The 13,724-nt window shown below is 63.0% G+C and carries 13 protein-coding genes; 10 read left to right on the top strand and 3 right to left on the bottom strand.

What is annotated here, in order from left to right; genetic code table 11:
• The first annotated feature begins 2 nt into the window (after positions 1–2).
• Positions 3–440 carry a RidA family protein gene (locus tag HPQ64_RS16700; protein WP_343036080.1) on the top strand — a complete coding sequence of 146 codons (438 nt, stop codon included), beginning with the start codon at positions 3–5 and terminating at the stop codon, positions 438–440.
• Positions 441–588: 148 nt separating this feature from the next.
• Here the strand turns inward: HPQ64_RS16700 and HPQ64_RS16695 are convergent, their stop codons facing one another.
• Together HPQ64_RS16695 and rpsU are read right to left on the bottom strand one after the other, a co-directional pair.
• On the bottom strand, positions 589–2,766 hold the full coding sequence (locus HPQ64_RS16695) for an anthranilate synthase component I (RefSeq protein WP_172889699.1): 2,178 nt from the start codon (positions 2,764–2,766) through the stop codon (positions 589–591).
• Positions 2,767–3,019: 253 nt separating this feature from the next.
• Positions 3,020–3,244 carry a 30S ribosomal protein S21 gene (gene rpsU / locus HPQ64_RS16690; protein ID WP_160775904.1) on the bottom strand — a complete coding sequence of 75 codons (225 nt, stop codon included), beginning with the start codon at positions 3,242–3,244 and terminating at the stop codon, positions 3,020–3,022.
• Between the two features lie 416 nt (positions 3,245–3,660).
• On the opposite strand from rpsU, the gene HPQ64_RS16685 reads away from it, so the two are divergent.
• Positions 3,661–4,428 (top strand): glycerophosphodiester phosphodiesterase family protein, encoded by a 768-nt coding sequence (locus HPQ64_RS16685; RefSeq protein WP_172889698.1) that lies wholly within the window; start codon positions 3,661–3,663, stop codon positions 4,426–4,428.
• Here the strand turns inward: HPQ64_RS16685 and HPQ64_RS16680 are convergent.
• Positions 4,425–6,038 carry a Na/Pi cotransporter family protein gene (locus HPQ64_RS16680; RefSeq protein ID WP_172889697.1) on the bottom strand — a complete coding sequence of 538 codons (1,614 nt, stop codon included), beginning with the start codon at positions 6,036–6,038 and terminating at the stop codon, positions 4,425–4,427. The genes HPQ64_RS16685 and HPQ64_RS16680 overlap by 4 nt on opposite strands.
• Before the next feature lie 111 nt (positions 6,039–6,149).
• Here HPQ64_RS16680 and HPQ64_RS16675 point away from each other — a divergent pair, with 111 nt between their 5' ends.
• The 8 genes from HPQ64_RS16675 (at position 6,150) to HPQ64_RS16640 (ending at position 13,716) form a co-directional block, all read left to right on the top strand.
• Positions 6,150–7,094, top strand: a complete 945-nt coding sequence (locus HPQ64_RS16675) for an ABC transporter permease (protein ID WP_172889696.1) — start codon at positions 6,150–6,152, stop codon at positions 7,092–7,094.
• On the top strand, positions 7,094–7,948 hold the full coding sequence (locus HPQ64_RS16670; RefSeq protein ID WP_172889695.1) for an ABC transporter permease: 855 nt from the start codon (positions 7,094–7,096) through the stop codon (positions 7,946–7,948). Before HPQ64_RS16675 ends, HPQ64_RS16670 begins: the two co-directional genes overlap by 1 nt.
• Complete coding sequence (locus HPQ64_RS16665) at positions 7,948–9,642, top strand: ABC transporter ATP-binding protein (RefSeq protein WP_172889694.1); 1,695 nt, start codon at positions 7,948–7,950, stop codon at positions 9,640–9,642. The genes HPQ64_RS16670 and HPQ64_RS16665 overlap by 1 nt, the downstream gene beginning before the upstream one ends.
• Positions 9,643–9,650: 8 nt before the next feature.
• Entirely contained in the window at positions 9,651–10,352 is a 702-nt protein-coding gene (locus HPQ64_RS16660; RefSeq protein ID WP_172889693.1) for a class II aldolase/adducin family protein, read from the top strand.
• A gap of 7 nt (positions 10,353–10,359) precedes the next feature.
• Positions 10,360–11,256 (top strand): ROK family protein, encoded by an 897-nt coding sequence (locus HPQ64_RS16655; protein ID WP_172889692.1) that lies wholly within the window; start codon positions 10,360–10,362, stop codon positions 11,254–11,256.
• A 98-nt stretch (positions 11,257–11,354) separates the two neighbouring features.
• A complete protein-coding gene (locus HPQ64_RS16650; protein ID WP_172889691.1) occupies positions 11,355–11,867 on the top strand; it encodes a hypothetical protein in 513 nt (170 codons plus the stop codon).
• Positions 11,868–12,135: 268 nt separating this feature from the next.
• Complete coding sequence (locus HPQ64_RS16645; protein ID WP_172890381.1) at positions 12,136–13,107, top strand: tripartite tricarboxylate transporter substrate-binding protein; 972 nt, start codon at positions 12,136–12,138, stop codon at positions 13,105–13,107.
• A gap of 177 nt (positions 13,108–13,284) precedes the next feature.
• Positions 13,285–13,716 (top strand): tripartite tricarboxylate transporter TctB family protein, encoded by a 432-nt coding sequence (locus HPQ64_RS16640; RefSeq protein ID WP_172889690.1) that lies wholly within the window; start codon positions 13,285–13,287, stop codon positions 13,714–13,716.
• Positions 13,717–13,724 lie beyond the last annotated feature (8 nt).

Genomic DNA, 13,724 nt, shown 5'->3' with positions numbered 1-13,724 from the left:
GCGTGACCGAAATTTCCACAAATAAGGGAACGAACGCATCGAGCGGCCTGGAAACGCTTCTTCCCGAAGGATGGCCGAAGCCGAGAGGCTATGCCAACGGCATGGCGGGCGAGGGGCGGGTCGTGCTGACCGGAGGGCAGGTGGGCTGGACGCCGGAAGGCGTGTTTTCGCCCGACTTCATAGAGCAGGTGCGCCAGACGCTGGAAAACGTCGTCAAGGTGGTGGAAGCCGCAGGCGGCCGAGCCGAACATATCGGACGGCTGACGTGGTACGTCACCGACATGGAGGCATACCGCAATTCTCTGAAAGATCTTGGGCCCGCCTACCGTTCGGTGCTTGGGCGGCATTTCCCCTCAATGGCGGTGGTGCAGGTGCTCTCCCTCGTCGAACCGGAAGCGATGGTGGAAATCGAGGGAACGGCGATCATCCCGAAGGGGTGAGGTGGTGGGGGAAATTGGCTTCCCCGTCACCCGGCGCGTTACGCGCCGACCTCTCCCACCAGGGGAGAGGTGAGGAGCGAGTGGCTATCGCTCAGGAAAGTCAGAAACCTATTTGAATGCGGATAGTTGGGCGAGAACGCAGGGTCGATCAGACCTCCACCTTCTCCCTCTGTTTCACCAGCTTTGTGATGACGTTGCGGATGATGCGGTGGCCGGCTTCCTGATCGAGCGACATGATCGATTCCGGGTGGAACTGCACGGCGGCTATCGGCTCCGACGAATGTTCGAACGCCATGATGACGCCGTCATCCGTGCGTGAGGTCACGCGGAAATCGCCGTCAAGCGTCGCCGGTTCGGCGTAGAGCGAATGATAGCGCCCGACGATGACGGGTGAGGCGAGACCTTCGAACAGCATTGAGTCGCCTTCGAAACCAATCGACGACGGCTTGCCGTGCATGGGCACGTCGAGCTGGCCGAGCTTCGCGCCGAAACTTTCGGCAAGCGCCTGTAGCCCGAGGCAAACGCCGAAGATCGGCAGGTCGCGCGCCCGCGCCCGGCCGATTGTCGCCGCGCAGTCGAAATCCTTCGGCGAGCCGGGGCCGGGCGAGAGCACGACAAGATCGGGCTTTACATCCTCAAACACGCTGTCAGCCACGGGCGTGCGATAGGTGACGACGTCGGCTCCCGTCTGGCGGAAGTAATTGGCGAGCGTGTGGACGAAGCTGTCCTCATGATCGATCAGGAGGATTTTCAGTCCTTTGCCGGGAAGCGGTTCGGCGCTGGCTTCCTCCGCCTGACGGGCAAGACCCGCCTCGCGAACGGCGGCGCGCATGGCTTCCGCCTTCAACTCCGTTTCGGCTTCCTCATCCTCCGGCACGCTGTCGAACAGAAGGGTCGCGCCGGCGCGGATCTGAGCAACGCCATCCTTGATACGGACGGTGCGAAGCGTAAGTCCGGTGTTCATGTCGCCGTTGAAGAGCACGGCGCCGATGGCGCCGCCATACCAGGCGCGGGAGCTTTTCTCGTTATCCTCGATGAACTGCATGGCCCAGCGTTTCGGCGCGCCGGTGACCGTGACTGCCCAGGCGTGCGACAGGAAGGCATCAAGCGCGTCCATGCCTTCGCGCAGCGTGCCTTCGATATGATCCACCGTGTGGATGAGGCGCGAATACATCTCGATCTGTCGGCGTCCGATGACGCGAACCGAGCCCGGCTCGCAGATGCGGCTTTTGTCGTTACGGTCGACATCGGAGCACATGGTAAGCTCCGCCTCGTCCTTGGCGGAATTCAGGAGCTTCCTGATCTGCGCCTCGTCCTCGATCGCGTTGCGGCCGCGCCGGATGGTGCCGGAAATGGGGCAGGTTTCGATGCGCCGCCCGCCGGTGACGCGCACATACATTTCCGGGCTCGCGCCGACGAGATATTCGCCGTTCCCGAGATTGATGAAGAAGCCGTAGGGACTCGGGTTGATTTCCTGCAGGCGGCGGGAGACGGCGGACGGCGGGTTGGGACAACGCTCGTAGAAGGTCTGGCCGGGCACGGTCTCGAAAAGATCGCCACGGCGGAAATAATCCATCGCCTTGCGCACGAGGTTCGCATATTCGCCGGGTTCGTGATCGCCACGGCCCGGATCCTCGTTGGCGGGCTGATAGTGATGCTTCTCGCCGTCACGTGGAAGCCCGCGCGTCGATTTTCCGTCGACCTCGAAATCATATTCGACCACATGCGCCTTGCGCCCGTAGTGGTCGACGATGAGGATCTCGTCGGGCAGGTAAAGGACGATGTCGCGCTGGTCGTCAGGGCGGGCAAGCTTCTGCTCGATCGGCTCGAACTGGAAGGCGAGATCATAACCAAAGGCGCCGTAAAGGCCGAGCTGATCGTCATCGGAATAAAAAAGCTCGATCAGCGCGCGAACGGCGGTAAAGGACGAAGGCTGGCGCGAGCGCTCTTCCTCGGCGAAGGGCTTGTCCGGTGTGCGGATCGTCAGCGAAATCGTGTCGCCTTCGCCAGAAAAACGCGTGATGTCCGGGTGCCCCTCGAACGCGCGCCTGATGGCGGGAACAAGAACGCGTCCTCGCCCGTTGAGCGCGCGGATCGTCACGTCGCGGCCCTTGGCTTCCAGCACCAGCGGCGGGTTGACGATCGCCATGTCCCAGCGGGTATAGCGGCCAGGATATTCATAGGATGAGGAGAAGACCGCGCCGCGCTCGGCATCGAGCCGGTCCATCCACGCCGACGTTCCCGCGTCGTGATCGGCGGGGCGGGAAGAGCGGATGACGGTGATCCCGCCCCGTGTTTCGAATGTCTGCTCGGCCGAAAGCGGCATGTCTCACTCCCTGAAATCGCGCCCCCGCTGCCCGCATCCGGCCGGTTTCGCATACGAAAAAGCCGCCTGCGGGGTTCCGCGGCGGCCTTTCGAACCTTGACTAGACAAAGATCGCAAGATCATGGCCGCCCGTTTCAGGGACGCCACCACCAGATAACGATCATGGTCATCGTCTTTTTCATAAGCGCCTGATTACCCCAAGGGGCGAGCAAGCGCAACGCCGTTTGCGACGGTTACAGCCAACAGGCCGCGATCAGCGGCGGCCGGTCTTGGCGATCAGCCCTTCGCGCTGGGCAAGCTTGCGCGCAACCTTGCGGGCGCGGCGAACAGCCTCACCCTTTTTGCGGGCGCGGATCTCGGACGGTTTTTCGTAGGAGCGGCGACGCTTCATCTCGCGATAAAGGCCTTCGCGCTGGAGCTTCTTCTTCAGGACCTTGAGGGCCTGGTCGACATTGTTGTCACGGACGAGAACTTGCAGGGCTAGTCTCCTTTCCAGAGTTCACAATACTCGCGAGCGAAGCCGCGATCGATTTAGTTGGCGAATCGCATTCGCCTCCGCGAGAAGGCGCGATCCGGAACCGAAGAATTCGGTAAACGAACAAGAACAGTCGCGAAGTTGCCGCATCGCTTCTGCCGGCCGGCCGCATAAAGCCTGAGGATGGTCGCGGAAGGAAGCCGCGGAAGGCATGCAGGCCAGGCCGAGACCTGTCGTGCCGGGCGACGGATGCCCGGACGTTTGGGTTTATAAGGTCTTTGGCGGCCTGTTGCAACCTTGGAGGCAGCTGCGGAATGCGCCCGGAAGCCGACAGACACCGTTACGATTGCGGGAATGACAGGCGGGGCAGGGTGCAAGTAGGTTGAGCCGCACAGCAAACCGAATTGAGACTTGAACGAATGAATTTCCGCCATCCTTATCTTGCCGACACGAAATTCGCCTGTTTCGCCCATCGCGGCGGGGGGCTGGAACAGCCGGAAAACAGCCGCAAGGCCTTCGAGGCGGCAAGGGCGCTCGGCTACCGGTTCATCGAGATCGACGTGCAGGCGAGCCGCGACGGTGTGCTCGTCGTCTTCCATGACGACCACCTTGACGATCTGACGGATGGCAAGGGTGTTGTCTCAGAACTGCCGATCGCCGAAGTCACGCAAGCAAAGATTGGCGGGAGTGAGCCGATGATGACGCTGGAAGAGGCGCTCGCCGATTTTCCGGAGATGCGTTTCAACATCGACATCAAGACGGACCACGCGCTTCAACCCGCGCTCGACCTGATGGAGAAGATGAATTGCCTCGACCGGGTGTGCCTTGCCTCGTTCTCGGATGAGCGTCTCCATGCCGTGCGCCGGCATTTCGGCAGTGCGGTGTGTTCCGGCGCGGGGCCGAGGGATGTACGTATCCTGAAATTCGGATCCTGGGGCCTTCCCGGCCGCGATGTGGAGGCGCTCTGCGCGCAGGTGCCCTCGAAGTACGGGTGCATCACGCTTCCAACGCGCCGCTTCGTCAAATACTGCAATGCGCGCGGCATTGCCGTGCATGTCTGGACCATTGACGAGGAAGCCGAGATGCGCCGTCTGATCCGCATCGGAGTCAACGGGCTCATCACCGACAGGCCGACGCTTTTAAAAAGGATCGCGATGGAAGAAGGCGTGTGGGAGGAGTTCGGTTAAGTTTCCGGTGAAGGTTCGGGCGTCGCGCTTTCCGCAACGGGGATGGCAAGCGCCCTGTCGAGATGAACCGTCAGCCGGTGCTGGTGATGGGCCATGCGGGCGAGCCAGCGCATGGCGTCCAGTTGCAGCATGGCGTCTTCCACCTCGATCGTGCGGTCAGCCGCGGAATTGAACAGCCTTTCGCGAAATAGCCGGTTCTGGCGGACGAAGAGATCGTCCAGATGGGCGAGGCGCGCTTCCAGTTCCTCGCCGGTGTCGCAGGTCGTCAAAAGGAGAGCGTGAGCGCGAAGAAGACCGGCAAGGCGGCGAAGCCGGAAATCCTTTCTGAGGGCGCGAATTCGCTCCGTCTGCGTGAGCCGGGTTCCCATGCGCCCCAGATGATCGAGCGCATGCATGCAATCGATATGGCGGCGGTGCTGTGTCAGAACATCGTGGCTGGTCCGCAAAAGCTCGATGTAACCGCGTGTCGTCTGCACCGCATCGTCTATGATCCGCAAGCTTTCCGGATCGGGCGTTACCGGGCGTTTGGGGTCGAGCGCGAGAACCAGAAGGTCCAGGAGCGCGCGGGAGATGTCTTGCGCGGTTGCCGATGCCGCATCGACCGCGGCCTGGGGCTCGCTCAAAAGGCTCCGGTCGAGCCGGGTGGTGAGCGGGGGATGCTGATCCGGCACCAACCATTGCACGAACCCTGCGAAGGGCGCGGCAAGGGGCAGTGCCAGAAACAGGCCGAGGAAGTTGAACAGCGTGTGAAAGGCGACAAGGGTGATCTGTCCGTTGCCGATTTCGCCGCCTTGAAGCGCATTTGCCGCCGACGCATAGACCGGGAGCAGGAAGAACGCGATGACGCCGGTGACCACGTTGTAGACGATATGCGCGAAGGCGGACTGGCGCATGGCGGCCGACCCGCCAACGGTGGCAAGGGCCGCCGTGAAGGTGGTGCCGACGTTCATGCCGATGACCATCGCCGCAGCCTGCGGAAGCGAAATCGCTCCCGCGCTCAACGCCACAAGGGCGGTGGCCACGCCCGCGCTGGACGATTGCGTGATCATTGTGATGACGACGCCGAGAAGCACGAGCTCCAGGCGGCCGAAAATCGTGTCGGGCGGAAAATCCTCCGGCGTGGCCATGCCTTCGAAGGCGCTCATGGCCTGCTGCATGGTATCGATGCCGACGAAGAGCAGCCCGAAGCCGGCAAGCGCCCAGCCGGCATCCCGTGCCTTGCCGCGCGCGAGAAAGCGCATCAAGGCACCGACGAAGACGAGAGGAAGGGCGAGCAGGCCTATCTTCAGCTTGAAGCCGACAAGCGCGACGAGCCAGCCGGTGATCGTGGTGCCGATATTCGCGCCGAAAATGACCCCGAGCGCCTGGGGAAAGGTGAGAAGGCCTGCGCCCACGAAGCCGACGACCGTTACGGTCGTGGCACTCGACGATTGAAGGATCGCGGTGGTGACCGCGCCGGTGACCGCGCCCGATGACGGGCTTTTCGTGTAGCGGGCGAGAACGTTGCGCAGCGCGATGCCCGCAAGCCGGCGCAGACCGTCCGTCATCATCGTCATGCCGACGAGGAAAAGGCCGATACCGCCAAAAATCGTCAGCACATTCAAGATCATGAGCAAAGGTCCCCGGATGCCTGATCATCAGAACGCGAATCCTTGCGGATAGTCGATACGTAATTTCGTCTATCCGTTGCGGAGCGGAGCGGAGGCTTCTACGCTCGCCCCATGCTGGCCTATGTCCTCAAGCGTGCACTCAGCCTGATCGCCACCCTCGTCGTCGCGACGGCGGTGGTTTTTATCGTGCTAGAAGTGCTTCCGGGCGACCCTGCCGCGCTCATGCTGGGCGTGGAGGCGCGCGAGGACACGATCGCCGCGCTTCATCGTCAACTCGGCCTCGACCAGCCTGCGCCGATGCGATACGCCGCCTGGCTTGCCGGACTGGTTACCGGCGATCTCGGCACGAGCTACACTTATTCGGTGCCGGTTTCCGAACTCGTGAGCGAACGGCTTGCCGTAACGCTGCCGCTTGCGCTGATGGCGCTTGCGCTGTCCGTCGTCATCGCCTTTCCAGTCGCCGTGATCGCCGCGCGAAACCGGGGCAGGGCGCCGGATACGAGCATCATGGCGCTGACGCAGTTGGGGATCGCGGTGCCGAACTTCTGGTTCGCGATCCTGCTCGTCTATGTCTTCGCCGTCGCGCTTCGGCTTGTGCCTTCCGGCGGGTTTCCCGGTTGGAGCGAAGGCGTGGGCGCGGCGTTTCAGGCGCTGACCCTGCCGGCGGTGGCGCTCGCCCTGCCGCAAGCCTCGATCCTGGCGCGGGTGCTCCGGTCTGCGCTCGTCGACACGCTGCATGAGGATTATATCCGCACCGCCCGCGCCAAGGGGCTGACGAGGCACGCGGCACTTTGGCGGCACGCGGTGCGAAACGCGCTGATCCCGGTGCTGACGATCCTGGGCCTTCAGTTTTCCTTCCTGATCGCAGGCACGATCATCATCGAGAATGTTTTCTATCTGCCGGGCATCGGGCGGCTCGTCTTTCAGGCGATCACGCAGCGCGACCTGATCGTGGTCAAGAGCGTGGTCGTGCTTTTGGTCGCAACCGTCGTCATCGTCACCTTCTTCGTCGATATCGCCTATGCGGCGGTCGACCCGCGACTGAGGAGGCGGTGATGGGTGCAATGGCGCTGAGGCAAATCGTTCGGGCGATGCGCGAAAACCGGTCCTTCGCGGTAGGCGCGGTCATCACCGCGGTTGTGGTTTTCGCAGCGCTGCTGTCGCTCGTCTGGACGCCTTACGCAATCGACCAGCTTTCCGTCGCCGACAAGCTGAAAGGGGCATCGGCCGCCCATCCGCTCGGCACCGATCACTACGGACGCGACATCCTCTCCATGCTGATGGTGGGGGCCAGAACCTCGATCGCGGTTGCCCTCGTCGCCGTAGGAATCGGCATCGTGATCGGTGTGCCGCTCGGTCTTCTGGGGGCTGCGCGCGGCGGCTGGATCGATGAAACGGTCATGCGCTTCAACGACCTCGTCTTCGCGTTTCCGGCACTTCTTTCGGCGGTGATGATCACGGCGATCTTCGGGCCGGGCGCGGTGAATGCGATTGTCGCCATCGGCATCTTCAACATTCCCGTTTTCGCGCGCGTGGCGCGCGGCGGGGCGCTTGCCTATAAATCCCGTGAATTCGTCCTGGCCGCCCAGGTGGCGGGCAAGGGCCAAGTGAGGATCTTCGCCGAACACATCCTGCCGAATATCGCCAACCTGCTGATCGTGCAGGGAACGATCCAGTTTTCGCTCGGCATCCTCGCCGAAGCGGGGCTTTCCTACGTCGGCCTCGGAGCGCAGCCACCCGTCGCCACGTGGGGGCGGATGCTGAACGAAGCCCAGACGATGATGGCCTTCGCGCCGCAGCTTGCGCTTTATCCGGGCCTCGCCATCGTCGCCACGGTGCTGGGGCTCAATCTGCTTGGCGACGGCCTGCGCGACATACTCGACCCGAAACTGAGACGAAGGGTCGGATAATGCCGCTCATTGCCGTGAACAGGCTCAACCTTTCGATCCACGACAAACCGATCCTGAGGGACGTGTCGTTCAAGATCGCGCGCGGAGAAACGCTTGGCCTTGTCGGCGAAAGCGGCTCAGGCAAGTCGATAACGGCGCTCGCGATGATGCAGCTTCTGCCTCACGGCGGGAAAGCCGAAGGCGAGATACGTTTCCGCAAGAAAAACATCCTCCAGATGCCGGAAAGCGAGCTTTGCCGCATGCGCGGGCGCCGGATCGGCATGGTGTTCCAGGAGCCGATGACGGCGCTCAACCCGGTCAAGACCATCGGCGCGCAGATATCCGAAAGCCTGACCTGGCATTTCGGCGTTTCGAAACGCGAGGCGCGCGAGCGGGCGGCGGACCTCATGGACCGTGTCGGCCTTCCCGCCTCCCGCTTCCCGCTGGAACGCTTTCCGCACCAGCTTTCGGGCGGCCAGCGCCAGCGCGTGGTGATCGCCATGGCGATCGCCTGCAAGCCGAAGCTCCTGATCGCCGACGAGCCGACGACGGCGCTCGACGTCACGATCCAGGCGCAGATCCTGGCGCTTATCAAGGAGATCGTGAAGAAGGACGACATGGGGCTTCTTCTGATCAGCCACGATCTCGCCGTCGTTGCCGACATGGCCGACCGGGTGGCGATCATGAAGGACGGCGAAATCGTCGAGACCGGGCCGACGGGGAGCCTTTTTGCGAACCTGACGCACCCTTACTCGCAATCGCTTTTCGAAGCGTCGAACCACGTTCCCCAAAAGCGGGTAAGGCCCGTCCTCAGCATCGCAAGGCGGCGCACGGAGCCGCTGGTGAAGGTGGAGGGGCTGGTGCGCAATTACGCTTTGCCGCGCCGCTCGCTTTTCAGGAAACAGCCGCCCTTCACCGCCGTCGACCGGGTGTCCTTCAAAATACTGCCGGGGCAAAGCCTCGGCCTCGTCGGGGAATCGGGGTGCGGAAAGTCGACGCTGGCACGCGCGATCCTGGGGCTGGAGGAACCGAACGGCGGCAGCATCTCCGTTCTGGGACGCGATCCGTTCTCGGCCAGGGGAAAGGAGCGAGAAGCCGTGCACCGCTCGGTGCAGGTGGTGTTCCAGGATCCATACGGAAGCTTCAACCCGCGCCACAGGATCGAGCGTATCGTCGCCGAACCGCTTTTCCTCCTGCGCGGGGAAATCGACGAAGGCGAAAAGCGCAGACGCGTGGAGGAAGCGCTCCTGAATGTCGGCCTGTCGGCGGCGGACAAGGAAAAATATCCGCATGAATTTTCCGGCGGGCAGCGGCAGCGGATCGCGATCGCGCGGGCACTCGTGACCAAGCCGAAGCTGATCGTCGCCGACGAGCCGGTTTCCGCGCTCGACGTCTCGATCCGCGCGCAGATCCTCGACCTGTTCGCCGATCTCAGGGATAAGCTCGGCCTCGCGTATCTTTTCATCTCGCATGATCTTTCGGTGGTGCGCGCGATCACCGACGAGGTCATGGTAATGAATGCGGGAAAGATCGTGGAACATGGGCCGACGGCGCTTGTGTTCGACCATCCGCGCCATCCCTATACGAGACTTCTGGTTTCCGCGGCGCCAGACCTCAAGACCGCGATCAGGCGGCGGGCGAAGTGGGAGAAAAAGGCCGGAGTGGCGGTGACGGCGAAACGGGACAGAATGACGCCGGGCAAGGGCGAGACATGACGGCACCGATGAGCGACGAAGAACCGGCGCTGCGCCGAGACATTATAGAGACGGCCCGCGCCCTGCCGCGCGAAGGCCTGACGAAGGGAACGTCCGGTAACGTCAGCGCAAGATGGGGCGGCGGTTTCCTCGTCACGCCCTCCGGCGTGCCCTATGATGCGCTTCGTGAAGAGATGATCGTGCCGATGGACCTTGACGGCGGCTACCGGGGCGACTTCCTGCCGTCTTCGGAATGGCGCATGCACCTCGACATCTACCGCGCAAACGAGACGGCAGGCGCCGTCGTCCATTGCCACAGCCCGCGCGCCACGGCTCTTTCCTGCCTGCGCCGGCCGATCCCGGCGTTTCACTACATGGTGGCGGTGGCGGGAGGCGATACGATCGAATGCGCGGATTATGCGACCTTCGGGACGGCGGAGCTGTCCGAAAAAATGATTGCTGCGCTCGGGACGAGACTCGCGTGCCTGCTGGCAAATCACGGCCAGATCGCCTATGGCCCGACGCTTGCCAAGGCATTATGGCTTGCGGGCGAAGTGGAGGCGCTGGCCGATCAATATCTGTCGGCGCTGATCGCCGGGGAACCGGTGCTTCTGCCAGCCGAAGAAATGGAAAGAGTGCTGAAGAAATTCTCAAGCTACGGCAAGCAGGCAGATGAGATCGCGCAAGGCGAGACGCCGGCGTTCGACATGCCGGCCAAACGAGGGGAATGAGAGCGGAATGCGGTTCGGGATAGACTGGGGCGGCACGAAGATGGAAGTCATCGCGCTGGATGCCGCGGGAAACGAGGCATATCGCAAGCGCGTGCCGACGCCGCGCGACGACTATGACGGCTGCATTCGCACCGTTGTCGACCTGGTAGCGGCCGCGCAAGTGGAAACCGGCGTTGCCGGCACGGTGGGCCTTGGAATTCCGGGCTCAATCTCGCCTGCGACGGGGCTCGTCAAGAACGCAAATTCCACCTGGATGAACGGAAAGCCGCTCGACCGCGACCTGGAGGCGGCGCTCGGCCGTCCGGTGAGGATCGAGAACGACGCCAATTGCCTTGCCGTTTCCGAGGCGACCGACGGTGCGGGCGCCGGCAAGCACGTGGTGCACGCGATCATCGTCGGCACGGGATCGGGCTCGGGGATTGCGATCGACGGCAAGGCCCATCGGGGTGCGAACGGCATCGGCGGCGAGTGGGGCGGCATCGTGCTGCCGTTCCTGCGCGAGGACGAGTTTCCGGGCCCGGAATGCTGGCTTGGCCACCGCAACGCCATAGACATGCTGTGCTCGGGAACCGGTTTCGAGTGGGACTATCGCGAGAGCACGGGGCGTGACATTCGCGGGCGCGAGATTATCGAGCGGATGCGCGCAGGCGAGGCTGAGGCGAAGGCGACGTACGAGCGTTACCTGAGCCGGCTTGCACGGGCGATGGCCATGGTCGCGAACCTTCTGGACCCGGATGTCTTCGTGCTTGGCGGCGGCATGTCGAATGTGGACGAGCTTTATGACGACCTGCCGGACGCCATGGCGCCTTTCGTCTTCTCCGACCAATATGAAGTCCCGATCCACCGTGCGGTACATGGAGATTCCTCCGGTGTGCGTGGCGCGGCCTGGCTCTGGAACGACTGAACGCGGCCTTCGCGTCCCGATTTCGAGTCTGGGAAGTTACGAAGGGTAAATCTTGAGTTCTGTGCTAAGCTCTTGCTTTAGCACAGGAGGCATGCCTCATGAGCTGGGTTCACGTTACCTGCGTCCTTGCGCTCTCGCTGTTGCTCGCGCCTGGATCGACCCTTCCGACATCCGCAATGCCCGCCGGGACCGCCCTTGCGGGCGGGAGCGCTGTCGTCGGGCCGGAAAAGCTCGTTACCGAAGTCCAGTATCGCCGGGGGAACCGCCAAGCCAATCGCGGCGGCGCCTACCGGGGTGGCAGACGTTACTATCGCGGAGGCCGGGCCTACCGTGGCGGAGGGCGTTATTACGGCGGGCGGCAAGGCTACCACCGCGGCGGGCGGTGGTACGGACCGCGCTACCGCTACCGCCGGCCGGGTTTCACCTATTTCTACGGCGGATGGTGGTACCCCTATGTCTGGTGGGGAGCGCCCGCGGCCGCCTATGCGCCGCGCTACTACGCACAACCCGTCGTTCCGGCCTGCCAATACTGGAGCGACCGCTGCATCGCGAACTGGGGATACGCCAACCCGAACTATCGCGGCTGCATGCGTTATCACCGCTGCTACTGACCGCGAAAGAAATTCCGGATCGGGTGACAGCTTCGCGACAGCTTGAGCGGATAAAAAACAAGACTGGCGGTGGGAGAACGCCGGCACCAGGGCATATTCCGCCAAAACGGGACCGTTTTGGCGGCATGAATATGCTTCAACTTTTTGATCCTGGAGCGAATTCTTGTTCCGCGAAAGCGGGATACGCTCTCCGCCATTGTCGAAACGGGCAGGAAGGCTTGCGAAAATATCCGCAAGGCGACGCCCGAGGGAGGAAATCGTGAGAAAAATTCTGTCAGGGTCCGTTGCGACCCTTTTCGCCGCCTTTGCGCTGACCGGCTCGGCACTTGCCTTCGAGCCGGGCAATACCGAATGCATCGCGCCAGCAAACCCGGGCGGCGGCTGGGACTTCACCTGCCGGCAGGTCGGCAAGACGCTCTATGACATCAAGGTCATTTCAAACCCGATGCAGGTCGTCAACAAGGCCGGCGGCGGCGGCGGCGTGGCTTTCGCCGAGGTTGTCAGCAAGCGCAATGAAGACAACAATCTGATCGTAGCGGCCTCGTCCGCCACGGCCACGCGCCTTGCGCAGGGTGCCTATCCGGGCGCGTCAATGGACCAGGTTCGCTGGATCGGCACCGTTGGCGCCGACTATGGCGTGATCGCAGTGTCCAAGGATTCTCCGATCAACACGCTTCCCGAGCTCTTGGACCAGATCAAGGCCGATCCGGCCTCCGTGCCGGTTGCGGGCGGTTCCGCCGTGGGCGGCTGGGACCACCTGAAGGTTCTGATCGCGGCGCAGAAGGCGGACATTGACGTCAAGAAGGTAAAATACGTCGCCTTCGACGGCGGCGGCGAAGCGGTGACCCAGTTGCTCGGCGGCCATGTGAAGGCCTTCTCCGGCGATATTTCCGAGGCCAAGGGCTTCGTCGATTCAGGCGATATCAAGATCATCGCCGTCCTGGCTCCTGAGCGCCTGCCGGGCGAATTCGACCAGTTCCCGACCGCCAGGGAACAGGGCGTGGATGTGGTCGGCGCCAACTGGCGCGGATTTTACGCGCCCGGCGATATGTCCGACGACGCCTATGACTTCTGGACCGGCGCGATCAAGACCGTCTACGATTCCGATGAATGGAAGCAGGTCATGACGCAAAACGGCCTGATGCCGCTTTCGCTATCCGGCGAGGAGTTCCAGACCTTCGTTTCCGAACATATCGGGCAGGTCGAGACGCTTTCGAAGGAAATCGGCCTTATAAAATAAGGTCCGGCACTTCGGTCACGGCCCGCGCGGGTTCGCGCGGGCCGTTTTCGCACCGCGCGAAACGATCCGCTTGCGTGTGCGGCGCAATACACCCGACACTGAGATTATCTTGCAATAAGTACGCGCTTTCGCAGCCCTTGCGGCTGGGAGGAGGAAGCGCGAAGGGGAGGGCACGCCATGAGCGACAGGATCTTCGGGGTCGTCTGTCTGCTGCTTGCCGGATTCTACATCTATTCCGCGAGTACCATCGAACTGGGCTTCATCGAGACGCCGGTCGGCCCGCGCGCATTTCCCTACATCATCGGAACGCTGCTGGCACTTGGCGGGCTTTACCCGATCCTCGTTCCCGACGAGCGGCCGGACTGGCCGGACATGCGCGGCATGATCGAGATCGTCTTCGCCGTCGCCGTCCTGATCGCCTATGCCTTTCTGCTCGAAGACGTCGGCTTCGTGATCGCCACTGCCTTCGCCGCGGCACTTCTCGGCTGGCGGCTTGGTACGCCACCGCTGCGGGCCGCTGTCTCCGGCGTTTTGATCTCCGTCGGCATCTACGTGATCTTCCATCTCATTCTCGGCCTGTCGCTCGCGCGCGGGCCCTGGGGTTTTTAAAGGAACTG

Origin of the sequence: Hongsoonwoonella zoysiae (genome assembly GCF_013266695.1) — a bacterium.
In the GTDB taxonomy this organism is placed as follows: domain Bacteria; phylum Pseudomonadota; class Alphaproteobacteria; order Rhizobiales; family Stappiaceae; genus Hongsoonwoonella; species Hongsoonwoonella zoysiae.
This window is presented reverse-complemented; position numbering and strand designations above follow the sequence as displayed.

What these genes read in the sequence shown, in the direction of transcription:
- HPQ64_RS16640 (WP_172889690.1), top strand. Translation starts at nt 13,285, where the DNA reads ATGAGCGACAGGATCTTCGGGGTCGTCTGTCTGCTGCTTGCCGGATTC.
- HPQ64_RS16650 (WP_172889691.1), top strand. Translation starts at nt 11,355, where the DNA reads ATGAGCTGGGTTCACGTTACCTGCGTCCTTGCGCTCTCGCTGTTGCTC.
- HPQ64_RS16665 (WP_172889694.1), top strand. Translation starts at nt 7,948, where the DNA reads ATGCCGCTCATTGCCGTGAACAGGCTCAACCTTTCGATCCACGACAAA.
- HPQ64_RS16675 (WP_172889696.1), top strand. Translation starts at nt 6,150, where the DNA reads ATGCTGGCCTATGTCCTCAAGCGTGCACTCAGCCTGATCGCCACCCTC.
- HPQ64_RS16660 (WP_172889693.1), top strand. Translation starts at nt 9,651, where the DNA reads ATGAGCGACGAAGAACCGGCGCTGCGCCGAGACATTATAGAGACGGCC.
- HPQ64_RS16685 (WP_172889698.1), top strand. Translation starts at nt 3,661, where the DNA reads ATGAATTTCCGCCATCCTTATCTTGCCGACACGAAATTCGCCTGTTTC.
- HPQ64_RS16695 (WP_172889699.1), bottom strand. Translation starts at nt 2,766, where the DNA reads ATGCCGCTTTCGGCCGAGCAGACATTCGAAACACGGGGCGGGATCACC.
- HPQ64_RS16655 (WP_172889692.1), top strand. Translation starts at nt 10,360, where the DNA reads ATGCGGTTCGGGATAGACTGGGGCGGCACGAAGATGGAAGTCATCGCG.
- HPQ64_RS16680 (WP_172889697.1), bottom strand. Translation starts at nt 6,038, where the DNA reads ATGATCTTGAATGTGCTGACGATTTTTGGCGGTATCGGCCTTTTCCTC.
- HPQ64_RS16670 (WP_172889695.1), top strand. Translation starts at nt 7,094, where the DNA reads ATGGGTGCAATGGCGCTGAGGCAAATCGTTCGGGCGATGCGCGAAAAC.